The sequence below is a fragment of the Pseudoalteromonas sp. SR44-8 genome, assembly GCF_014163635.1.
Taxonomy (GTDB): domain Bacteria; phylum Pseudomonadota; class Gammaproteobacteria; order Enterobacterales; family Alteromonadaceae; genus Pseudoalteromonas; species Pseudoalteromonas rhizosphaerae.
The window spans coordinates 1-22,399 of sequence record NZ_JACJDS010000007.1; the positions used below are offsets into that span (position 1 = coordinate 1).

Sequence of the window (22,399 nt, forward strand, 5' to 3'; positions counted from 1 at the left end):
TGCTGGCGAGGGTCGTCAATTGATTCGAAATATTTAAATAGTTGAATATCAGGCATGGGGGCTCCTTAAAAAGGAGTATAAGATCATACTTTTAAGTCAAGGTAAAGTTCGTGATCTTGCCCTGGTAAATTACCTAAATGTAGCCATGATGTTTAGCATGGCTAAATTACAGCTGATCACAAAAATCTATAAACTGCGTTAACAACGGACTTTTGTATTTGTCTTTATGCATCACCAACCAAAACTGCCTTTGCATGGGGTGGTTTAAGTTAAGCTGCGTAACGCGGCCATCTTGTAAAGCGTACTGTGCCGCGAGTGACGATAAACACCCCAGCCCTAACCCTTCAGCAACGCTGTTGATCAGTGCCTCTGTCGTGTTGAGTTCAAAACTTTGGCTCCAATTATCGATATGCGTAGCGAGGTTTTGTAAAAAGAATGAGCGTGAACCAGAGCCAGCTTCCCTTAATACCCATTCGCTGTTTGTTAAATCATTAAAACTAAGCTGTAATTTTGCAGCTAAAGGGTGGGATAGCGGTGCAATAATACACATAGAGTCTTGGCTAAACACGGTTGAGACTAAGTCGCTTTGCTGGGCTTGGCCTTCTATTAGTGCAATGTCGAGCTCAAAATCGCGCAGTTTTTGGCAAATAAGCTCAGAATTTGAAATAAAAACTTGCTGTGAATAATGCTGCTGTTGTTGGCGAAATCCACTGAGTATAAAGGGCAACACATGATTACCAATGGTATCGCTGGCACCTATTCTTAAGGTGCCGCTGGCTTTTGCTTGGGGCGAAAAAAGCGTATTAATATCATTTGCTCTGTGCAGTAATTCATCGGCCAAGGGCAGTAATTTTTGCCCTTCTTGATTTAAAATTAAGCGATGATTTACTCGGTCAAACAGTGGGTGACCTAACTGCTTTTCAAGCTCGCTAAGCGCCATACTGACTGCCGCTTTAGATAGATAAAGCCGCTCTGAGGCTGCGGTAAGTGTTGCATGCTGAGTAATACCTACAAACACTTTAAGTTGTTTAAGAGAAATATTCATGAGTTTTATGTTTATTTTTTATGAACATGTGTTCTATATAATTAGATTTAACTAAACAAAATGCAAGGTTAAACTTCTGTATAAGATAAACAGTGAGTGTGGAGTATAAACATGTTTAATTATATAAAAGCCAAAGTAATAACCGCACCTACCCCAATGGGTGGATTAGCATTAGGCATAGCCAGCCTTGGTTGGGCTTGGGAAAACATGTTTAATGCAAATGGCGCAGCGCAATACACTGGGGCGGCAATTGCGAGCGTATTATTATTAATACTTGGCTTAAAATTTTTACTGCACCCGCAATTACTAAAAGCCGATTTAGCGCACCCTGTTGTAGGTAGCGTTGTGCCTACTTTTGCTATGGCAACGTTGGTGGTATCTAATTCGTTAGGGCACGTTAATCCATTAGCAGGGGATGTGCTTTGGGTAGGCGCATTTTTATTGCACTTAGGATTTTTATTGAGCTTTGTTATTCATCGTGTTCGTGAATTTAAAATTGAACACATGGTGCCAAGTTGGTTTGTACCACCTGTGGGTATTATTGTTGCCGATGTAGCGTTCTCGGGTAACCCAGCACTGTTGTTTTTAGCACAAGCAGCACTTTATTTTGGCATGTTAATGTACGCAGTTATGTTGCCGTTAATGATTTACCGGATAATATTTGCTGAGCAAATTCCTGATGCTGCACAGCCCACATTAGCTATATTAGCGGCGCCGGCAAGCTTATCGTTGGCGGGGTATTTCACTGTAGTGACCCAGCCGTCGCCAGTGATAATTGGGGGGTTATTTGGTATTGCCATACTAATGACATTAATTATTTATACGGCATTTTTTAAATTACTACGCCGCAGGTTTTGCCCTGGGTTTGCTGCATTTACCTTTCCCATGGTCATTGGTGCTACGGCGTTATTTAAACTCGCGGATTGGATGCTAACTATGAATGTTGATGTACAGTTTATAAACCAAATACATCATTTAGCGGTAGTTGAATTGCTAGTAGCAAGCGCTGTGGTTGGCTATGTAGCGATCCGTTATACGCATTATTTTAGTTCCTTGGCTTTAAACGGCTTGAGGGTGTGAAATTGTAATAGTTTGAATACAGAACGAAGAGGCAATAATGAGATTTTGCCTCTGCGGTTAATTATTATTTTAGCGGCAAGTAAATATCAGTTATTAAATCACACTCATCTACTTCATGAATGAGATTTAAGTAATGAAAGAAGCACGGAAAATCTCTAACTTCTTCAGCACTGTTTGGTAACCATTGACGATATAGATAATAAACAGTGTCGCTGATAGTGTCATGACTGCCAAAGTGCCTGACTAAAGCGCAGCGACCTGCCGGGATCTCACCATTTTTTACGCCGTATTGATTATCGCTAATTGGTTGCTTGACGCTGCCGGCGAAGTCAAAGCGAAAATCGTTGTCGTCAGTCACCGCAGGATCGCTATAAGGGATGCCATAAGTATCACTGGTTTTTACCGGTGATAAGCCTGACTCTTTTCGCCATTTAATAAACTGTGCGGCTGTTTCCATAAGCTTAGTGGCCGAACCGTTGTGGGTAAGCAACGCAACAGCTTGCGGTGCAAAGTGAACAATTTCTACTTTCATATTACTAACCTTTAATTCAGGTATTTTAAAGTCAAACTGCGCATGCCAATGTGGCCAGTTTGGTGTGCTTCTGAACTGAGTTGGGGATTGAGCAAAAACACGTTTGAAAGCACGACTAAAAGCTTCAGGACTTTCAAAACTTGCCTCTAATGCAATATCAATAATGCGTTTGTGATGCTCAAAAGCAAGCCGATAAGAGGCGCGCTTTAAGCGAGCAAATTGCGTGTACTTAGTAACGCTTACCCCCATTATTGAGATAAATAAACGATGAAAATGAAATTTAGAACAACAGGCAACGGCACTTAAACTATCTAATGTAAGTGGCTCATCAATATGGTGGTTTATATAATCACAGACATGATGGATGCGCTGTAGGTGCGTGTTTTTCATAGTTACTCGTTATACTTTTATTCAGAAGTGGCGTCAGTGTGACAAAGTAAGAGAATGCCTGCCTGATTGAAATTGCTCAAGTTGCTTTTTAAATAAAAAAGAGCCCAAAGGGCTCTTAACTGGGGGAATTAATAAGGATTGATAGGGGAGTAGAAGTTATTGTTATTACCATTAATGCTCACGTCTAGTTGCATACCATTATGAGCGTGGCTAACCACATTGTAATTATCACCAGGTAGTAGCTTTACTCTATTAATATTTTGATAGTTTACTGGGCTCCCACATTGCAATGTCACTCTTTGCGTATTAGCCGTTTCTTTAAAGATGTAAACTTCATTGCTGCCGTCAACAACACCTGTACCAGAGGCATCGATGAACAGTGAGGTTGCCTCACTGGCTGCAATAGAAAAATACTGATTGCTGTGATGGCCTAAAGACACGATGGCACGCCCCATTCTGTCACGTTCTTGGAAGTGTGTATCGGTTAAGCTGTTGTTTAATACAGGCACATCAATAAATCGACTGCTGAAGTTAAGTGTTTCGTGGCAAAAGTCAGTGACTACTTCATCTGATACTGCGCCAGCAACGCCATCTGGATCGTACACGCTGTTTGCCATTAATGCCATGCCTGCAGACGTTCCGCCAACGACACCGCCCTTATCAAAAACGTGTTGCACAGCGGTTTGTACTTTTGTACCTTGCCATTGATTAAGATAATCAGATTGGTCACCGCCTGCAATCCATACAAATTCGGCACTGCGGATAGCCCAGTCAACATAGTCATCATTCGCTTTGTTGCGAGTATCAATGATCAGTGTTTCTACTGAGTCGGCATTCATTAAGTTCAGTAAATAATCGTTATAAGCGTCAGTACCAGAGGTTCTAAGCACAACAACATCGGCACCGCTGCCAACATGGTTAGCAACGCGATTACTAAATGCTTGATCAACATCGCTGCCACCGCCCATAAGTAATACAGCACCTTGATCAGCTGTTAATGTGTTGCATGAATCAGTACTGCCACCTTGTAAATATGCTTGTAATGAACCTGGCTTTGCAGGGCGAGAGCTATAGCCACAATCACCGCTGCCACTTCCGCCACCGGTGTTACTACCTTCACCAAAATTGACCGTTAAATCGTACCAACCTGTACCGGAGTAACGCGTTACTTTTACATAATAAGTACCCGTTGATTGTGCACTATAACTGCCTGTTTCTGGTACATTGCTAGTTGCCCCTTCGGCAACAGCAGGTCCTGTTTCTTGGTATAATGCCCAGTCAAAATCATCGTTAGTGTTGTGCTCAAGGCTGACCTCAATAGGCCCGACTTGAGTTACTTCAAAGCTAAACCAATCAGTATCATTGCGGCTCAACGAGCCTGCAACGGTGGTATTACTACAAAGTTGGGTATTTGCATTGCTTTCAGTGTCGTTTGATTCAACTTCGTTTGTTAAGCAAGCATTGCTTGCAAACGAAAAAAACATGCACGCGGCTAGTGATCCATTAAGAATTGAGAGTTTTCTTTTCATTATTGTTACCTGAATTTTAATTACATAGAAGCCTTCCTACTGCGAGGCATTATTGCTTTTAAATTATTCAGGTTTTTTTATTCGTCGAACCATTCACTTAAATGATAGTTGACAGAACATTCTTGAGGAGCACTAGGAGCGATAATAAATAATTTGTTCATTTATGCCTCCTAAGTGATTATTGGTGTGTTTCAGCATTGTTGCTGAATATTCAATATTACAGTTAGGTGTGCAATTTGCAACTATTTATTAACTTTTATTTTACTTAAATCTCAAGTTTATGTTTTTATTGGTTTATCAATTCGCTTCATCATTTACTAAAGCAACTGGTTGTTCCTCAACAAGTAAAGCCAATCTTTCACGTTCAGCTTTAGAAACGTAAGCAGGCTTATTACTTTTGTGTAATTTAGCGTTAGCGCGCTTATCTCTTTGATTAAATTTAGTAACGATCTTTTTTCTGCGGTTCATGGTTTATCTTCACGCGCTTAAAATTGGTGGCATAGTATACAGCCTTATTGCAGCCATTAGCTATTTAAATATTTTGCTCTGAATCTTGCTGTGATAGGTACAGTGCTGGCTTAATAAAGGTTAACAACGTTACAATTGCAGAGTCGTTTGGTTTATCCAATTCTCGGTCTTTTAAAAATAGGAATTTGTTTTGAAACAGTTTATTTTAGCCAGTTTGGCACTTTTGGCCGCCAATGCACATGCTAACCTTGATACGCGCAGCGATGCTGCGGCGCAATATGCGGTCAATATATATCAAAGTGCGCAAATTCATACCTTAGCTAATTTAGTATCATTCCCGACGGTTAATAAAGACGGCATCAATACTCCTGATAATCCCGACTTTATTGGCTTTAAAGCTTTGTTAAAAATGAAAGCTGCTGAACTTGGTTTTGATTACCAAGATTTAGGTTACACAGTCTTAATTGGTATGGGTCAACAAACAGATAAAGTAACCATAGTAACCCATGGCGATGTGCAACCTGCCAACGCAAGTAAGTGGAAAAAAAGCCCGTTTGAAATAGATAGTACCTCAGAGCCAGGTAAATTAATTGCGCGTGGAACAGAAGATGATAAAGGTGCTATCGCAACCGCTTTATATGCAATGAAAGCTATAAAAGATCAACAGATCACACTTAATAATCGTATTGAGTTGATGATTTACTTAGCTGAAGAATCTGATTGGGGTCCGCTTGAAGAGTTTATGAAAAGCTATCAGCAGCCTAAATATGCGGTTACTATTGATGCGTCATACCCGGTGGTTGTCGCGGAAAAAGGTTGGAGCTTAATTGCACCAACGTTTAATGCTACCTCAGCACAAACAGGAGTGTATGTAAGTGAACTTACTGGCGGCGCTTTTAAAAGCCAAATACCAGAAGATGCGAGTGTGGTGTTACATAACGCCGATACTGCGTTAGTCAGCAAACTTAAACATGCAGCGAGTGCGCTTAACGCTGTGGAATTTAACTTTAGCGAGCAAGCTGATAGTGTTGTTATCAGCGTAAAAGGGTTGTCTGCTCATTCATCAGAGCCAGAATCTGGGGTTAACGCCATTGCTTACTTAGCAGAAGTTTTTAAAGGTGTTGAGCTTGAGAATAACAGTGATGGCCAAGTAATTGCGTTTATTAATCAGCTAATTGGTCTTGATATACATGGCAAACAGTTTGGTGATATTGCTTATAAACATGACTTTATGGGACCTATGACAGTAGCACCAACGCTTATTGAACGTAATGGTAATGAACTCACACTCGCTGTGAATTTACGTCGCCCAATGGGTAAAGATGAAGCGGTATTGCGTACGCAAATTGATACCGCACTGAGTAATTGGCAAGTGAGAAATAACGTAAAGTTATCTGGTGTTGATGTGGTGATTGGCACGCCAATGTTGCTCGACAGCGCACCTCATGCACAAGCATTGTTAGATATTTTTAAACATTTTACCGGTGATCAAGAGGCTGGGTTTGTATCTATTGGTGGTGGCACCAATGCCAAGTTATTTGATAATGCGGTATCGTTTGGGCCATCAATGCCAGGCAAGCGCTACACCGGTCACTCAGAGCATGAGTTTATTACAGTTGAACAACTTAAGCTCAATCTTAAAATGTATACAGCAATGATGATAAAGCTGGGTAATATGTAACTTAGGTCGTCATACACACAAAGTAAAACGCCGCTAAATTGCGGCGTTTTTTTACTTCTAAGTCGTTAATTAAGCTAAGTTAACGTTTCAAAGTAGTCGTTCATTTACAATTTTTTATATTAACAACGTTGATTTTCCATAAAACACTTAACATTTACGCGACTAAATGATAAAAAGTTTTATCGCCTACTGCGTTTAAAATAAATGGATAGTTGTAATGATGGAATTTTTAAACTTAGCGCTTACTTTCCCCACCGTTATTTTTTCAGCCCTGTTGTTAGTTGTGATGTTGTTTTGGCTAATAACCCTTATTGGCTTTGCTGATATTGACATGTTTGAATCAGATCTAGAAATTGAAGCCGATGCGTCGCAAAGCTCAGGCTTGAGTTCATGGTTTAGCATGGGGTTTGGTGGCATCCCAATTACTGTATCTATTAGTCTCGTAGTGATGAGTAGCTGGTTGATCAGCATCTATGCCCATAAGTTTTTTGCCTACCTGTTAGGCGATGGTATGTGGCTTTATATTTTTGGCGTGCTAATGCTGGGCGTTTGTTTGCTGATTGCTATGCCAATTGCGGCCATTATTTCTCGGCCATTACAGCGCTTTTTTAGCAGCGCACAAACCTCGCAAAGTTCAGATTTACTGGGTTTAGAATGTGTTGTTGTTACTGGCAAAGTAACTAATACATTTGGCCAAGCACGGGTTAAATTTCAAGGTACTGAGCAGTTACTTGAAGTTAGAGCTGAAAATGACGAGCAATTTACATCAGGTGACACAGCGGTGTTGCTTGAACACCTCAAAGAGCAACACTGTTACATTATTACCGCCAAACCTTGGTAATACCCTAGTTTATTTAGGGGTAAGTAACACATAATAAATCGATAATCACGTTAGGACATAACATGGAATTTTTAGATAATCTCATACCTATATTGACATTTGTAGGTATAGCAATCGCTGTTATTTTTGCTATTTTGCTAATTATCGGCAAGTTTTATCGCAAGGTAGAGCAAGGCCAAGCACTGATCATTAATAAAATGAAGAACGAGCCCGATGTCACCACTACGGGCGGAATTGTTTATCCTGTGATCCATAAAATGGAAGTGATGGACATTTCAACCAAGCGCATGGTGCTTGAGCGTAAAGATAAAGGCGGTTTGATCTGTAAAGATAATATTCGCGCCGATATCGCCATTACTTTTTATATTCGTGTTAACGAAAACAAAGAAGATATTTTACGCGTTGCTAAGCAAGTCGGTTGCGCCCGTGCATCAGAGCACGCCACATTGCAAGAATTGTTTGAAGCGAAATTCTCAGAAGCACTTAAAACTGTTGGTAAGCGAATGGATTTTGTTGAGTTATTTACTCACCGAAATGAATTTCGCGATAATATTAAAGAAGTGATTGGCCAAGATTTATCGGGTTATTCACTTGAAGATGTTGCTATTGATTACCTTGAACAAACGTCAATTGATAAGCTCGATCCGCAAAATATTCTCGATGCCGAAGGTATTCGCCGCATCACTGAAATGACAGCAGTACAAAATGTATCTACCAATCAATTGAAGTGTGATGAACGCGCTAAAATTGAGATCCAAAATCAAGAAGCCACCGAAAAGTCACTGGAAATTGAGCGTCAAAAGCAAGATGCCATGTCACGTCAAGTGCGCGAAATTGAAACCGTGAAAGCCCGCGAATATGCCGAAGCTGAAAAAGTACGCCAAGAAGAGCGCTTAAAATCAGAGCAAGCCCGCATTCAAACAGAAGAAGCGATTGGCATTAGCGAGCAAAATAAGCAACGTGAGCTTGATATTGCCGAACAAAACCGATTACGCGTTTTGGGTATTGAAGAAGAGAAAGTTGCTCGTTCACGTGAAATTGAAGTGATCGAACGTGAAAGAGAAACCGAAATCCTGCGCATCAATAAAGAAAAAGCACTGGAAGTAGAACGTAAAGAAATTGCCGATGTAGTGCGTGATCGCGTGATTGTTGAAAAATCAGTGGCTGAAGAAGAAGAGCGCATTAAAGATGTGAAGGTACTCGCAGGTGCAGAGCGCGAGAAGAGTGCGATGATCATTCGTGCCAAAGCCGAAGCCGAACAGTCATTAGTAAAAGATATCGAAGCTGCAAAAGCGCAAGAGCAAGCCGCAGAATATAAAGCTCGTGAGCTTGAAACAATGGCCAATGCAGAGCTTAGAATTGCTAATCAACAAGCTGAGTCGAAAAAGATTTTGGCGCATGCGCAACAAGTTGAAACAGCTGCTAAAGGGCTTGCTGAAGCGGATGTTATTAAAGCGAAGGCCGAAGCAAATGCAATTCAAGGTGAAACTGATGCTAAAGTAATGCGTCAAAAACTTGAAGCTGAAGCACAAGGTAATCGTGAAATTGGTTTATCTCAGGCGCAAGTACAAACAGCCATGGCTGATGCGAATGAGAAACAAGGTGAAGTGGAAGCGATTAACCTAGAGCGTAAGATGCGCGCCGAAGCAAAAGGCCTTGAAGAGAAGCTACAAGCCTTGAACGCAATGGATCAAGATGCTCGCGATTACGAAAGCTTTACGCTGCAGCTTAACCAGCAAAAAGAGCTCGTATTGGCAAAAATTTCGGCCAGCAAAGACATTGCTGAGCACCAAGCACATATTATGGCGAAAGCCTTAGGTAATGCTGATATTAATATTATGGGCGGCGATGGTCAGTTCTTTAATCAATTTATGAGTGCAATTAGTTTAGGTAAATCAATTGATGGCTTAGTTGATGAAAGTAAAACCGTACAAACCGTATTTAAAGATCACTTAAATGGTGATCGTAATTTAATTGAAGACCTAAAAGGGGTGTTAGCTGGGGCGAATGGCTCAGCCGAAACACTTAAAAACTTCAACATGAGTAAGTTATTAAAGCAGTTAAGTAATACCTCTGCGGCTGAAAAAAGCCAATTACTAAGCATGTTAGGCGGTAACTTAGGTGGTGGGTTAGATGAGAAAATTAAACTAGATCCAAAAGACTAGCTTAATTTCTAAGTTCTCTCGTTGAAGCCGCAATAGTTTAACTATTGCGGCTAACTTCTATTAAATTTCAGGATAGGTTTCATGACGGACGCAACTCAACAAGCGCTAGAACAAGGCTCGTACGATTTAATTAAACGCCGCTTAAATAATTTTGGTGCTAGTTTAAAAACGCAAATAGATGATGTAAATACACAGCGTATTAACGAGTTTGGTAGCACTGATCTACAAGTAAAAGGGCGTGTTCGCGTTCGTACGGAGCAAAATTGTACCCCGCGCGATATCGTGATTATTGGCGATAAAGTTATCTTTGCTTACAACGTATTTTTGGGATTAAAAAAAGAAACCGCAATCAGTGATGTATTTAGTGTACAAAAGTTGGTGGAGCAAGACGACCATTACGAAATTGAGCCTTACCCAGAGACAACGCGTTTTTTAACCGATAGTCGTTTTATTCGTGATTTTGAAGAACTGTATACCTACTACAAACAAACCAGCCTACAGCATTTATATCAACAAAATGGCAAGCTATTTGCTCTATTCCAAATCGGTGACAAGTTATCGGATGTGCGGGTTTTTCGCTGGGAAATTCACCCAGACAACACCATTAATTATATCGATAACCGCGGTGAGCGTGATATTCAACACGCACATGACTATGATTTTGAATGGCTCAAAATTGACCGAAGTAACCACATAGAAGGGCGCCACGCTCATATCAACATCGCGGACCAAGTGTTTGTTGAAACCATTGGCGGTTCACTGACCATTAAAATAGAAAACAGCACTGACACCGGTGAAGGGATTTATCAAGAAGCTGTTGATGATAAAAACCAATCCCTTGCTGACAGCGAAGTTGAGTACGCGCTGGTAGGCGACTTAGTGCTGCTAAAAATTCTCCCATACCGTGAAAAAACATGGCGTTACTTTATTTATAACACCCGCACTCAGCAGGTCATGCGCCAAGATGCAATCGGCAGTGCATGTGTTACTTTACCTGAAGATCACGGCATTATTTTCCCTGGCGGTTACTACTTACAATCAGGGCAAGCACGCTCGTTTGAAGAGCAAATAGAAGATTTAGAATTTCACCGACATATAAAGTCACCAAACGGCGAAGATGTTTTATACGTGTTTTACGAGCCAAGTGAAGGCCGTTACGCGCTATTTGCCTATAATATTATTGATAAAAACCTGCAAAATCCAATTTATTGTCACGGTTATGCTATTTACAACGATGGTATAACGCTGACTTTTAAAGCCGATAAAGACCAAGCGGAGCGAGTACACCCGATTCAAATTTGGCAAAGCCCGTTTGTATCGGCTGAATTTGCAGCCAATGCGCCGCCACTTACTAGCTTTTTTGGTAAAATAGGTAACCCCGATTTAGTTCGCGGTATTTCTGATTTATACAGTGTCTGTAAAGCCATTAGCGAGCAAAGCCCGACTTTATTTCATTACGAAGATTTAATTGCCCTTAGCCGGAATATCTTTGACCGTTACCATTGGCTTAACGAAAGCGAATTTGCGGAAATCGCACAAAACCTACACAGCATCAATGAAACCGCTGAGCAAGTGCTTGATGAGTTTGAAAAAGTCACCGAGATTCAAAACAAAGCAAAGCAAGCCTTGGTGGATATTAATAAGCAATACACTGATGTAACCCGAGAAGTACGTCCTGATAGCTTTAAAGTCGCACCGCAATTTGTGCAAGGTATTGATGCATTAAAAATGCTCAAAGGGCAAGTAATAAGCCTTGAAGATATTAAATATATAGATATTGCTGCACTGAATAACTTACAAAGTGAAATTGATACACGGCTGGTGGAAGTAAGCCAAGCAACAGCCGCGTTTTTACAACAAGACAGCGCGCTGGCGCCGTACCACGAAAAACTTAAAGAGCTTGAAGAGCTAAGCAGTAAAAGCGAAAGCGTTAGCGAGCTGAAGACCTATATCGCACAGTTAGATGCGCAAAGTGTAGAGCTGGATTTACTTAACCACACTATGCTTGATTTAGACATCGACGACAGCCGTGTGCGCACGCAAATCCTCGAAGATATCAGTGCTGTTTATGCGTTGGTTAATCGTGCTAAAGCGAGCATTGAAATCCGTCAAAAGAGCCTTGGCAGTGTTGAAGCTAAAGCTGAATTTGCCGCACGCTTTAAGCTTTTTTCGCAAAGTATTACCAACGCACTAAATAATGCTAAAACCCCAGAGGCGTGTGACGAGCAACTTTCACGTTTGCTTATTCAGCTTGAAGAGCTGGAATCGCAATTTAGTGATTTTGACGAATACCTGACAGAGATCATTGCCAAACGTGATGACGTATACGAAAGCTTTGAAGCGCATAAACAAAGCTTAATTGATATCCGTCAGCGCCGCGCATTGAATTTAGCCAATGCCGCCGAGCGTATATTGCAAGGCGTTAACCGCCGTGCGCAAAGCTTTACTGAGCTTGATGCATTAAATACTTATTTTGCCGCCGATCCTATGATCAGCAAGCTTCGTGCATTGACTAGTGAGCTTAAAGAGTTAGGCGATGAAATTCGTGCCGATGATATCCAATCAAAGCTAAAAGCCAGTAAAGATCAGGGCATACGTTCGTTACGTGATAAACAAGATATTTTCACTGACGGCGGCAATACAGTCAGTATTGGTAAGCACGCTTTTAGTGTTAATAAGCAATTACTCGATTTAACCTTATTGCCGCGTGACGAGCAGCTGATGCTGCACTTAACGGGTACTGATTATTTTGAGCCAATAACAGATGAGAAAAGCTTACAAACGTTACAGCAAAGCCGTCATTTGTGGCAACAAACATTAGTTTCTGAAAGTGAGGTGGTTTATCGTGGTGAGTATTTAGCTGCACAAATATTACTCGCTTGTGAAAACAGTGAGCATTCGCTGACTTTTGCACAATTAGAGCAGGCACAACGAGATAAACAATTATTGCAGCTGGTGCAAAAATTTGCTGAACCGCGCTATCAAGAAGGCTATGAAAAAGGCATTCATGACCACGATGCATGGGCAATTATTGACACCTTATTGACGCAAAAAAATAGTCTGGATTTACTTATTTATCCAGCTAGTTGTCGTATTATTGCGCAGTTATTTAGTGCGCAATTGTCATCTGCACAACTGAACGAATACTTCCATCAAGCGAGCAATGCTATTTTGATGGATAAACACTTTGCTGCGACCAGTTTTATCAGCACGTTAACCGCGCAGTTAAGTGAACAGATCAATGTCTTTTTAACTCAAGTTAGCAAATTATCTGCACGTTTTGCTGATTTATCCAGTGACTTGGCCGCAGCTTATTTAGTGCAACAATTAGCGCAACAAAAAACGGCAGAGCAACAGCTATTTATCGTTTCTCAGCAAGCTAAAAATTTAGCTGAACAGTTTAGTAGTGACGCTAAAGCCAAAGGTTATAGCAACGAGCTTGCTCAGGCCTGTGAAAACGTAAAGCAAACTGATGAGCGGGCATTATTATTTTTAAGTTGGCTTAATGCGTACTGCATGCAAAATCCTAAAGTGTCGGCGATGGTGCAGGCGGAAGCGGCTAACTACTTGCATCTCAGTGCCACCATAACATTAAAATACACTGTGTTGGACGTTACCCCAAACACCCAAGTTGAGCGTTTAATGGGGCAGCATAAACGAGTGCAAGAGCAAACTTTACATGTTGATTATGCAGAGTTTTATGCCAGAACTCGTAAATACATCACTGAGCAAGTACCGGCTTTTGAGCAGTATCATGCACTGCGCAGTGATATTTTAGCGGCGCAAAAAGAGCGCCTGCAACTTGAGGAATTTAAAGCCAGGCCACTTAGCTCGTTTGTACGTAATCAGCTGATCAATAAAGTGTACTTCCCAATTATTGGTGATAACTTAGCAAAACAAATTGGCTCAGCAGGTAAAAACAAACGCACTGATTTAATGGGCATGCTATTACTGATCTCGCCGCCAGGTTACGGTAAAACAACCTTAGTTGAATACGTTGCTAACCGTTTAGGGCTGACTTTTGTAAAAGTAAATTGCCCGTCGATAGGGCACGATCAGGTGTCACTCGATCCTGCTCAAGCCATTAATGCTACTGCTGAAAAAGAGATTGCAAAAATCAATCAGAGCTTTGAAATGGGCAATAACGTGATGCTGTATTTAGATGATATTCAGCATACTAACCCTGAGTTTTTACAAAAGTTTATTTCTTTGTGTGATGGCTCAAGACGTATTGACGGGGTGTGGAACGGTAAAAGTAAAACCTATGATTTACGCGGTAAAAAGTTTGCCGTAGTGATGGCAGGTAACCCGTATACGGAATCTGGTGAGAGCTTTAAAATTCCTGATATGTTGGCAAACCGCGCCGATATTTATAATCTTGGTGATACCTTAGCCGGGTGTGAGCAAGAGTTTGCCATGAGCTTTATAGAAAATGCGCTAACATCTAATGCAGTATTAGCGCCATTGGCTAACCGCAACATGGAAGATTTATATAAGTTAGTGCGGATGTGTCAAGGCGAAGACATTTCATTAAATGAGCTTGAACACGGCTATTCACAAGCGGAAGTTAACGAAATTAAAGCGGTACTGATGCGACTAATCACTATTCGTAATACCGTACTAAAAGTGAACGCCCAGTATATTGCCTCAGCCGCGCAAGATAATAATTACCGCACAGAGCCGCCATTTAAATTGCAAGGCAGCTACCGTAATATGAATAAAATGGCAGAAAAAGTCGTTGCTGCCATGAATGACGAAGAGCTAGAAAACTTGATTTGTGACCATTATCGTGGTGAAGCGCAAACACTCAGTAAAGGCTCTGAAGAGAACTTACTTAAACTCGGTGAACTGCGTGGCACCTTAAGCGCAGAACAGCAGCAGCGCTTTAGTCAAATTAAAGGTGACTTTGTACGTTTAAATAAACTTGATGGCGCCGGCAGTCCGGTGATGATGGCGGTTGAGCAAATGGGTTATTTGCATCAATCACTGGAAGAGATTGCCGGTAAACTTAGTAAAAACAACCTAAGCCACGATTACAGCCAGTTATTGCAAAGTGTTGGTGTGAATATTCAAGGTTTAGATAATAAACAAGCAATTAGTAGCATAGCGCAATCGCTTGATAATGGTTTTGTGCAAACGCCTTATATGGCAAGTTTAGAGCAATTAAGCCGTGCTATAGCTGGTAATAACTATCAACCACACTTGCAGGCGTTAATTGAGCAACTTGCAGCCCTTGATAATAAAGAGGCTGTGAATGCGCTAACTGCAGCGGTTACCAGTAACAATAACCAAACGTCATTTACTGAGCTTGTTAATGCAATTAACCAACAAACTCAAGGTATCAATAATAACAATGTGCAGGCTCAGTTTGAAAAATTAATTGCTGCATGGGGCGCGAAATAGCATTTAAATTAACCACAAAGGAAGCAATATGGATATCAAAGTACCTGAACTACAAGGAATGATGGGTAAGGCTACGATTTCGGCAATTTACGTTAATGAGGGGGATGCCGTAGCACGAGACCAAACTTTATTTGATGTTGATTTTGATAAAGTGGTGTTGGAAGTGGTTGCTGCCTCTGCCGGGGTTGTTCATAGCTTTAGTGCCAAGCAAGGCGATTTAGCTATATCAGAGCAAGTGGTGATGCAACTGAGAGAAAAAGTTGCTGGTGAGCAAACAACATCAGAACAATGACTCTTACAGATGAACTCGTCGAGCAGGATTAGCTGCTCGGCGTGTTTATTGATGTTTAATAACTAAAGTGCATTATAAGGCGGGTTTAATTGGCGCTTTTGAAACGCTAGAATCGCAGTATTTTTGATTATACCGTCTTCAATATTAATCGCACGACGGATAGTTTCATCTTTTTGCCATTGTGCCTTGCCTGCTAATACTGTAGGTAAGTATACAATCATGGCGGCTGAGATTGAACGTGTTGCGCTTTCCCATAAATAACTAGGTGTATGATCAACCGCGTAATAATCAACGGTTTCATAGCGAAACATCGGATTTGCAAATGTGGTCGGTTTAGCAAAAAAGAACCCCATACCTTCGTCACAGCTTACATCTATAATTAAACTGTTTGCTTTTAGGCAGTCCGCTTCAGATTCAATAACAAAATTAACTGGGTTTGCAGTTTCTTGAAAAGTGCCATTTACGATAATATCGGCTTCGCTAATGAGCTCCGTTAGTGGCCGTTGCGTCCCATCGTGTTCAACCACCATCATCCGTGCTTCATCGTGTTGGCCTTGGCGAACTTTAACGTAATGGCAGTCCAGGATCTCTTCGCGTACTTCGTGATCGGGGCGCTGGATGCAAATCGTAATATCTCTAAAACCATGGGCTTTGAGTGCATAAATTGCACCGCGACTAACAGCACCAAAACTAAAGATGATGGTTTTACGCTGATCACCATAATGTCCGTCAATGCCTTTAAGCTGCAGTGCATGTAATACCGCACAGTAGCCGGCCATTTCGTTATTTTTATAAAAAGTATGACGGCCAACATTGCCTTGTGGCGACCATACAAACATATCTTCAAACGCAATGAGAGTGAGTTTTCTATCAAGTGCAGCTTGGGTTATTTCGCGTTGCTGTACGCAATGTACGTAGCCCCAAAGGGTTCCACCTTCACGTAGCTCTTGTAAATCAGCAAGCACCGGTTTGGCGATGATCACGGTGCCTATTTGGGTTAAAATATCACTGCGACTTGCAACACCAGCGGTTAATGCGGCTATTTGCGCATCGCTCACATTAAAAGCTTCGCCGTAGCCTTGTTCAAAGATCAGTTGTTTTCTAAGTTGTTCTGGAATGCGCTTAAGGTGGTCTGGGTGGATAGGGTAACGTCGTTCATCTGTCTTGCGTGACGTACCAATTACGCCAATAGTTAATTCACTCATGCTATCGCCTTGTTTAAAGTATGCTGAGTTCATAAACGAATGATGCTACTTCGCCAACAAACTGTGGGCTGTTTTACAGGCAAGCGAAACACTTGACTGTAAACAATGGTCTCAGTAAAGGGTTTTGTTATTTACTAAATTAGTATTTTTAATATAAAGCGGTTTTAAATCAGGTGGTTAACTTGCATAGAATGACAAGTTGAAAGTAAATATGACATAGCCGCGATTGGCTTCTGCGTATTAGCATTTAAGTATAACAGTAAAACAGTGGCGCATGCGGTTAACACAGCAATAAGAAAATTAAACAAGTACAATGACTGTGGTGTATTTTGTGATGAAAGGACTCGATACAGCGAGTCCCACTTTTTTAGCAGCTTACTTTTCTGCAGAATATGGGTCTTCAGCCATTAGGTAGGCTCTCAAATCTGCTTTTTGCGGTTGTGCATTAAGCCATGTTCTGAGTTCTTTCACTTTTGTATAAGTGTCTGCGCCGAATTTATCAGCATATATGTCACTAAAGTTTTGCTTGGTACTTTGCTCTCTAATTTGGTTTTGCCATTGCTGTGTTACTACTGCATTCAAAGTACCAGCTAAGCCTTCTTCTTTTAGTAATTCCCACTCACCTGCATCTAACCAGATCCCACCTACTGGTGCGCTGTAATCAATACGATGGTCAGTTGATGAAGAAATACGAAACTTACGCATAATGACCCCCGATACTGGGCAAATTAATGCTTTTTTAGTGTCTGTAGCGTCGGCTTCGAATGAGATATTGTCAGCAAATGCAAAGTTTGGGTTACGCTCTTTCCAAGCTGCAAAGTCTTCGATTAGTATCCAGTGGCCATTACAGTGCGTGCATGTGTGCGAACGAAATTGACCTTCAATAAAACTAGGTTTAAGTAAACCTTTACCACAATTAGTACAATTCATAGTATCCCTTAATTTATTTTACTTACCCTGAAAAACCACCGTTAGGATAATTATTGCTATTTATTATTAATAATAACAATGATGTTACCGTATTTTTAGAATCAATAACAAAGCTTTGTTCTGTTTAACTGCAAATTTTAGCTAGCGCGTTGACTCTTCGTTTTTACTGCGTTTACAGCGCTGCGAGCAGTAAATTACGTTATCCCAGTCGCGCTGCCATTTTTTACGCCAAGCAAAATCACGTTTGCAAGTGGGGCAGGTTTTTTGCGGTAAAGTTAGTTTTTTATGAGCCATTGTGATGGTTTTTCTTTGTACTTTTTGATCTAGGGGCGATGCTTACATGCTTTTTTAAAATCGCAGGAATAGCGCGCTTAACCTCAATACGTTCGCGATATTGCCAAAGCCGTTCTCTCGCTTCTTTAGACGCTTTGGTTAAATCAATCATCGGTGCAGGGTAATCGTCACCTAGTTTAAAGTCGTTAAATAATGCTTCCATGGGTGTTTGCTCCCAAGGTTCATGCAAGTATTCTACAGGCAGCTTTTCAAGCTCTGGGCACCATTTTTTTATAAACGCTCCGGTTGGGTCTTGATCCTCAGATTGTTTAATCGGGTTGTAATGTCTAATAGTATTAATGCCCGTAACCGATGCTTGCATTTGTATTTGCGGGTAGTGGATCCCCGGTTCAAAGTCTAAAAAATAGTTAGCCAACGGCAGGCTTGCATGTTGCCAGCTGATGTTTAAATGATGCGTAACAAAACTAACTAACATAGCGCGCATTCTAAAATTAATATAACCGGTGGCTTTTAAACAGCGCATACAGGCATCAATAATAGGAATACCGGTTTGCCCCTGTGCCCAGCGTTCAATATCGCTAGTAACTTGTGCGTCATCACGATATGGAAATGCATGGTACCCCGGATTTAATGCTCTTAATTCCATGCTGCATTCGCTTTCAAACTTTTGCATAAAATGGCAATGCCAGTGCAGGCGAGATACAAATGCAGCAAGCGGGCGCTGCCAACCTTTTTTATCAGCATGAGTGCTATGGTATGCGTCAATCGCCATTTGATACAGTTGCCTCAGGCTGATATTTCCCCACGCTAAATAGGGCGATAGCCTAGAGCAATGAGTACGGCTTAAACTAGGGCTAGATATTCCTTTTTGATAACCCTTACCGCGTTCAGCAAAAAAACTTTGCATTACTTCACGGGCAAGTCGTGGGCCCCCATGCTGAAAATATTCATTATCTTGCGTATAGGCACTAGGCAGCTTGGGTGTTTTATAGTCAGTAAGGGGGAGTGGCTTTATTTGCTTCCAGTTAGGTATAGCAATAGGTGCTTGCATGGTTTGTTGCCAGCGTTCGTTCCAATTGTGGCGATTTTTTTTGCCACGTATCACAGCCCCGGTTGGCGACTCTAACCAGTTAATATGATGGTGTTGGCACCATGCTTTAATGGTTTTATCACGTTCAAAAGTGTTGTTTAGCCCTATTTCTTGATGGCTAAAAATGTTTGTGATTGCAAACTGCGAGTGAAGCGATTCAAGCAGGGTTTGCATGTCTTCATTAAATATATACACGCGGCTATTAAAGCGAGCTAGTTGGGTATTTAAATCAACAATTGATTGATAGACAAAGCGCCAATGCCGCTCGTTGTAATGCCCATCGTCAAGCAGTAAAGGTTCAAAGTTATAAATTAATAGTGTGGGCAGGCCATTACTAAACGCATTTTTTAAAGGCTGATGATCGCTTAGGCGTAAGTCACGTTTAAACCAGACTATGTTTATTTTTTCTTTCATACTGGTGATATCAAAACCGTATCGTTTATAAATAATTAGGCATAAATAGTTTTATACGTATTAAATGTAAAAGTAGTTTAAAAGCGATTTTGTTAGACGACTAAAACTAAAAATATGAGTTTTAGTCGTTAGTATAGAGGTTACAAATAGGCTGCTTGATTGTAAGTGCTCAGGCAGACAGGTCTTGCTGCGTTGGTAAAGCGTCGAATGCACCAAACTTTGCGACAGTTGAGGCGCCACACTTAGTTGCAAAGTCGATTGCTTTTAATACGTTTTCAAAATTATTGACCCAATCAGTAAATTCGTTTTTATCACTTACTAGCGAAGCTACTTGGTATAAAAAACCGCCTACAAAAGCATCACCGGCAGCTGTGGTATCTACGACATTCGCTGGTGGACAAGGATATGTACCACTAAATGAGCATGAGGAAAATGTAATTGGCTCGCCACCATCAGTCATTAAAACCAATGACACGCCATTGTCTACCCAGCTTTTTATTGCGGTTTCAATATGCTCAATGCCATACAGGGCTATCAGCTCATCTTTACTTGCTTTAATAACATCAACCGTTTTAGCTATATCATTAATAATGGATGGGGCTGTAAGTGGTTCATCCCAAAAGGCAGGTCGAAAATTAATATCAAAGCATGTAACCGAGTCTGCTTCTTTAAAGTGTTTTAGTGCATTTAACGTAGTATTTAATATGTTAGCCTTAGCTAAAGAGCCTGAGCAAAAGCTCACTATTTTAGGGGCTGCAAATAAAGAGGGGGTTAAATCGGAAATCTGCAAATCATAATGCGCGGCGTCTTTATCGTAAAAATCAAATGTACGTTCACCGCTTTCATCTAATGAGACAAAGGCTAGTGCAGTTTTACCCTTTTTAGAAAAGCTAACATGTGATGTTTTAACATTATGTGTATCGAGTGCCTTTATTAAAAAACGACCAAACGGATCATCGCCTACCTTACCAAGCAATGAGCTCAAACCGCCTAACTTTGCTACGGCGACAGCTACATTTGCGGGCGCACCTCCTGCAAATTGAGTGAATCCTAGCTCGCTGCTTAATACTGTTTTATCTATACAATCATTTGAGAGTAAATCAATTAAGGCTTCACCAATTGCAACTACTTCCATTACGTTATTCCTATAAAAATTGTCAGGGTATCGTCTTGTTTTAAACGATACCTTTGGTTAAATCTAAGCCTTGACCACCAAGACAGTTATTGATTTTGGTGTCAAAAAATACGTCGCTTTATGTATCTTCTCGAATCAAGCCAGCTAACTTAGCTGGGTTAATGGCATTGATAGATTCACTCTTTTTTGACCAGATGTACCCGTTACGATTATGTGCCCAAATCCTAAACCATTTTTTGCTTTTTGTTGCGTGTGATTACAAACTTGCTGTTTTATCAACCCGCCTCACCAGTTTGGGCAAATTTGTAAATAGAATGTAGAGAACTAAAAGCAATAAATCAACTATTATTACTTATTTTTTTGTACAAGTTTATGGAGTTATTTAATTGAATTTATTTGCGGGTAATCCAGAATATCAAAGCGCCGGCGAATAGCGCCGGCTGCTTGATAAATTTATTGGAAGCTAGTTGTGGGAAAGGCTGACGTTATCTTGAGAAAAGTTTATAATTAACGGTAGGTTAGCGCAACCTATTGATTGAGCTTTAGCACCAATAGAGCCGCTTTGTACGGCACAGCGATAAATGCCACGATGATCGGCTTGGCTTAATTTTAACTTTGTTGCTAATACTATTTTCTCTCTTACATTGATAGGGATTGCACCATCAATCACAATGGCTTCAAAATCAAAAATAGCTAGTGAGCACAGTGCTGCATAGGCAAGGCCATCTGCAACTTGATCTATCCATTTATCTAAAACAGGGCCTAAATCTCCCCAATATTCTTTTGAACTCCACACTATGTCGGTATTGTAGCCATCATCTTTAAGCATTTTTTCAAGGATATACAGCGAAGACTGCATGATCAGCTGTTGCGATGTTAGTTGGCCTTCACTATTGAGTACAGGCCTTGGTAATGAGCCAATAGCTCCCGCATTGCCTTTTTTACCGGTAAATAAGGTTTCATTTATAACGACTCCACCACCAATAAAAGTGCCAATAAAAATGTATAAAAAATCGGTAAAGCGAGCTGGGTTACCAAAGCTGAGCTCTGCTGAGCATGCTGCGGTATCATCATTACATACATAGACAGGAAGAGAGATGATCTGATTGATTCTTTGTTTAAAATCGAAAGACTTCCACTCATTCATTACTTTCTTTGGTGCGCCAGCTTCTTCAGTCCAATTCCAAATTTCAAAAGGAGTTGCAACACCAATACCTAGAATACGCTCGGCTAACTCGTCACTTAAGCTCATTTTAAGTACGCTGATACCTTTTTCTAGAAAAGTGAGCAGACTATTTACAGTAGGGTAGGCACAGTATTCATTTAAGGTTGCGCGTATATTTCCGACCAAGTCAATCAAGGTTAAATCATAACTTCGGCGACCAACTTTTAAGCCGATGCCAAAAGCACCATCAGGATTTAAGGCAAACGGAATCGTGGGTTGGCCAACACGGCCACGCTGTGGCTCTTTTCTTATTAATAACGACTCGGCTTCTAAGCTATTGATAATAACTGTAACGGCTTGTGCAGAAAGACCCGTTTTTTGTGCTATCTCGGCTTTTGGCGCACTCCCTTGTTGACGAATTAAAGACATAATTCGACGTTCATTGTGAGCACGCAAGCCAGATTGGCTTCGGCCTTCTTGTGAGACGAGTCGAGGGTTTTTAGCTTTGATAATGATTCCTGTCTAATCTGTTATTGTCTTGAATAACTTAACTAATTGTACACTGAGCGGACATACTTGGCGACAGCATTGGTTTTATTACTGTGCTGATCATTTAATATTAAATTAACGACAGAGTACAATTAAGTATTGTTAAATGTAATAAATAACTATAGTTGATTTATTGACGAGGTGATATTTACCTGTTTAAATGCTTTACTCAAAGTTAACAACTGAGACAT

The 22,399-nt window shown here is 40.8% G+C and carries 16 protein-coding genes; 6 read left to right on the top strand and 10 right to left on the bottom strand.

The window, feature by feature from the left end:
- Nucleotides 1-166: 166 nt before the first annotated feature.
- Nucleotides 167-1,045: a LysR family transcriptional regulator gene (locus H5183_RS04660; RefSeq protein WP_182731059.1), complete on the bottom strand. Its 879-nt coding sequence runs from the start codon at nt 1,043-1,045 to the stop codon at nt 167-169.
- Between the two features lie 111 nt (nt 1,046-1,156).
- Here H5183_RS04660 and H5183_RS04665 point away from each other — a divergent pair, with 111 nt between their 5' ends.
- The gene (locus tag H5183_RS04665) at nt 1,157-2,125 is read left to right on the top strand and encodes a TDT family transporter (protein ID WP_182731060.1); all 969 of its coding nucleotides are present in this window, start codon (nt 1,157-1,159) and stop codon (nt 2,123-2,125) included.
- A gap of 64 nt (nt 2,126-2,189) precedes the next feature.
- Here H5183_RS04665 and H5183_RS04670 read toward each other — a convergent pair whose 3' ends face one another.
- The 3 genes from H5183_RS04670 to H5183_RS04680 all read right to left on the bottom strand — a co-directional run bounded on the left by H5183_RS04670 (nt 2,190) and on the right by H5183_RS04680 (nt 5,044).
- On the bottom strand, nt 2,190-3,047 hold the full coding sequence (locus H5183_RS04670) for a GyrI-like domain-containing protein (RefSeq protein WP_145237492.1): 858 nt from the start codon (nt 3,045-3,047) through the stop codon (nt 2,190-2,192).
- Nucleotides 3,048-3,175: 128 nt separating this feature from the next.
- Entirely contained in the window at nt 3,176-4,576 is a 1,401-nt protein-coding gene (locus H5183_RS04675) for a pre-peptidase C-terminal domain-containing protein (RefSeq protein ID WP_182731061.1), read from the bottom strand.
- A gap of 297 nt (nt 4,577-4,873) precedes the next feature.
- Nucleotides 4,874-5,044: a DUF2986 domain-containing protein gene (locus H5183_RS04680; RefSeq protein WP_145237486.1), complete on the bottom strand. Its 171-nt coding sequence runs from the start codon at nt 5,042-5,044 to the stop codon at nt 4,874-4,876.
- 190 nt (nt 5,045-5,234) lie between these two features.
- Here H5183_RS04680 and H5183_RS04685 point away from each other — a divergent pair, with 190 nt between their 5' ends.
- From H5183_RS04685 to H5183_RS04705, 5 genes are all read left to right on the top strand, one after another.
- Nucleotides 5,235-6,725, top strand: a complete 1,491-nt coding sequence (locus H5183_RS04685; protein ID WP_182731062.1) for a dipeptidase — start codon at nt 5,235-5,237, stop codon at nt 6,723-6,725.
- A gap of 217 nt (nt 6,726-6,942) precedes the next feature.
- Nucleotides 6,943-7,566, top strand: coding sequence for a YqiJ family protein (locus tag H5183_RS04690; protein WP_259397109.1), 624 nt, complete (start codon nt 6,943-6,945; stop codon nt 7,564-7,566).
- 62 nt (nt 7,567-7,628) lie between these two features.
- Nucleotides 7,629-9,731: a flotillin family protein gene (locus H5183_RS04695; RefSeq protein ID WP_145237480.1), complete on the top strand. Its 2,103-nt coding sequence runs from the start codon at nt 7,629-7,631 to the stop codon at nt 9,729-9,731.
- An 81-nt stretch (nt 9,732-9,812) separates the two neighbouring features.
- The gene (locus tag H5183_RS04700) at nt 9,813-15,134 is read left to right on the top strand and encodes a DNA repair ATPase (protein WP_182731063.1); all 5,322 of its coding nucleotides are present in this window, start codon (nt 9,813-9,815) and stop codon (nt 15,132-15,134) included.
- Nucleotides 15,135-15,162: 28 nt separating this feature from the next.
- Nucleotides 15,163-15,426 carry a biotin/lipoyl-containing protein gene (locus H5183_RS04705; RefSeq protein ID WP_182731064.1) on the top strand — a complete coding sequence of 88 codons (264 nt, stop codon included), beginning with the start codon at nt 15,163-15,165 and terminating at the stop codon, nt 15,424-15,426.
- Between the two features lie 62 nt (nt 15,427-15,488).
- Here the strand turns inward: H5183_RS04705 and H5183_RS04710 are convergent, their stop codons facing one another.
- The 6 genes from H5183_RS04710 to H5183_RS04735 all read right to left on the bottom strand — a co-directional run bounded on the left by H5183_RS04710 (nt 15,489) and on the right by H5183_RS04735 (nt 22,115).
- Nucleotides 15,489-16,631 carry a N(5)-(carboxyethyl)ornithine synthase gene (locus tag H5183_RS04710; protein WP_182731065.1) on the bottom strand — a complete coding sequence of 381 codons (1,143 nt, stop codon included), beginning with the start codon at nt 16,629-16,631 and terminating at the stop codon, nt 15,489-15,491.
- 375 nt (nt 16,632-17,006) lie between these two features.
- Nucleotides 17,007-17,561, bottom strand: a complete 555-nt coding sequence (locus tag H5183_RS04715) for a zf-TFIIB domain-containing protein (RefSeq protein WP_182731066.1) — start codon at nt 17,559-17,561, stop codon at nt 17,007-17,009.
- Nucleotides 17,562-17,702: 141 nt separating this feature from the next.
- Nucleotides 17,703-17,855, bottom strand: coding sequence for a DUF2256 domain-containing protein (locus H5183_RS04720; RefSeq protein ID WP_182731067.1), 153 nt, complete (start codon nt 17,853-17,855; stop codon nt 17,703-17,705).
- Nucleotides 17,845-19,359 (bottom strand): cryptochrome/deoxyribodipyrimidine photo-lyase family protein, encoded by a 1,515-nt coding sequence (locus H5183_RS04725; protein ID WP_182731068.1) that lies wholly within the window; start codon nt 19,357-19,359, stop codon nt 17,845-17,847. Before H5183_RS04725 ends, H5183_RS04720 begins: the two co-directional genes overlap by 11 nt.
- 169 nt (nt 19,360-19,528) lie before the next feature.
- The gene (locus H5183_RS04730; protein ID WP_182731069.1) at nt 19,529-20,494 is read right to left on the bottom strand and encodes a carbohydrate kinase; all 966 of its coding nucleotides are present in this window, start codon (nt 20,492-20,494) and stop codon (nt 19,529-19,531) included.
- A 463-nt stretch (nt 20,495-20,957) separates the two neighbouring features.
- Entirely contained in the window at nt 20,958-22,115 is a 1,158-nt protein-coding gene (locus tag H5183_RS04735; protein WP_220493207.1) for an ROK family transcriptional regulator, read from the bottom strand.
- Nucleotides 22,116-22,399: the final 284 nt, after the last annotated feature.

What these genes read in the sequence shown, in the direction of transcription:
- H5183_RS04700 (WP_182731063.1), top strand. Translation starts at nt 9,813, where the DNA reads ATGACGGACGCAACTCAACAAGCGCTAGAACAAGGCTCGTACGATTTA.
- H5183_RS04690 (WP_259397109.1), top strand. Translation starts at nt 6,943, where the DNA reads ATGATGGAATTTTTAAACTTAGCGCTTACTTTCCCCACCGTTATTTTT.
- H5183_RS04705 (WP_182731064.1), top strand. Translation starts at nt 15,163, where the DNA reads ATGGATATCAAAGTACCTGAACTACAAGGAATGATGGGTAAGGCTACG.
- H5183_RS04660 (WP_182731059.1), bottom strand. Translation starts at nt 1,045, where the DNA reads ATGAATATTTCTCTTAAACAACTTAAAGTGTTTGTAGGTATTACTCAG.
- H5183_RS04680 (WP_145237486.1), bottom strand. Translation starts at nt 5,044, where the DNA reads ATGAACCGCAGAAAAAAGATCGTTACTAAATTTAATCAAAGAGATAAG.
- H5183_RS04710 (WP_182731065.1), bottom strand. Translation starts at nt 16,631, where the DNA reads ATGAGTGAATTAACTATTGGCGTAATTGGTACGTCACGCAAGACAGAT.
- H5183_RS04670 (WP_145237492.1), bottom strand. Translation starts at nt 3,047, where the DNA reads ATGAAAAACACGCACCTACAGCGCATCCATCATGTCTGTGATTATATA.
- H5183_RS04720 (WP_182731067.1), bottom strand. Translation starts at nt 17,855, where the DNA reads ATGGCTCATAAAAAACTAACTTTACCGCAAAAAACCTGCCCCACTTGC.
- H5183_RS04675 (WP_182731061.1), bottom strand. Translation starts at nt 4,576, where the DNA reads ATGAAAAGAAAACTCTCAATTCTTAATGGATCACTAGCCGCGTGCATG.
- H5183_RS04730 (WP_182731069.1), bottom strand. Translation starts at nt 20,494, where the DNA reads ATGGAAGTAGTTGCAATTGGTGAAGCCTTAATTGATTTACTCTCAAAT.
- H5183_RS04725 (WP_182731068.1), bottom strand. Translation starts at nt 19,359, where the DNA reads ATGAAAGAAAAAATAAACATAGTCTGGTTTAAACGTGACTTACGCCTA.
- H5183_RS04715 (WP_182731066.1), bottom strand. Translation starts at nt 17,561, where the DNA reads ATGAATTGTACTAATTGTGGTAAAGGTTTACTTAAACCTAGTTTTATT.
- H5183_RS04695 (WP_145237480.1), top strand. Translation starts at nt 7,629, where the DNA reads ATGGAATTTTTAGATAATCTCATACCTATATTGACATTTGTAGGTATA.
- H5183_RS04665 (WP_182731060.1), top strand. Translation starts at nt 1,157, where the DNA reads ATGTTTAATTATATAAAAGCCAAAGTAATAACCGCACCTACCCCAATG.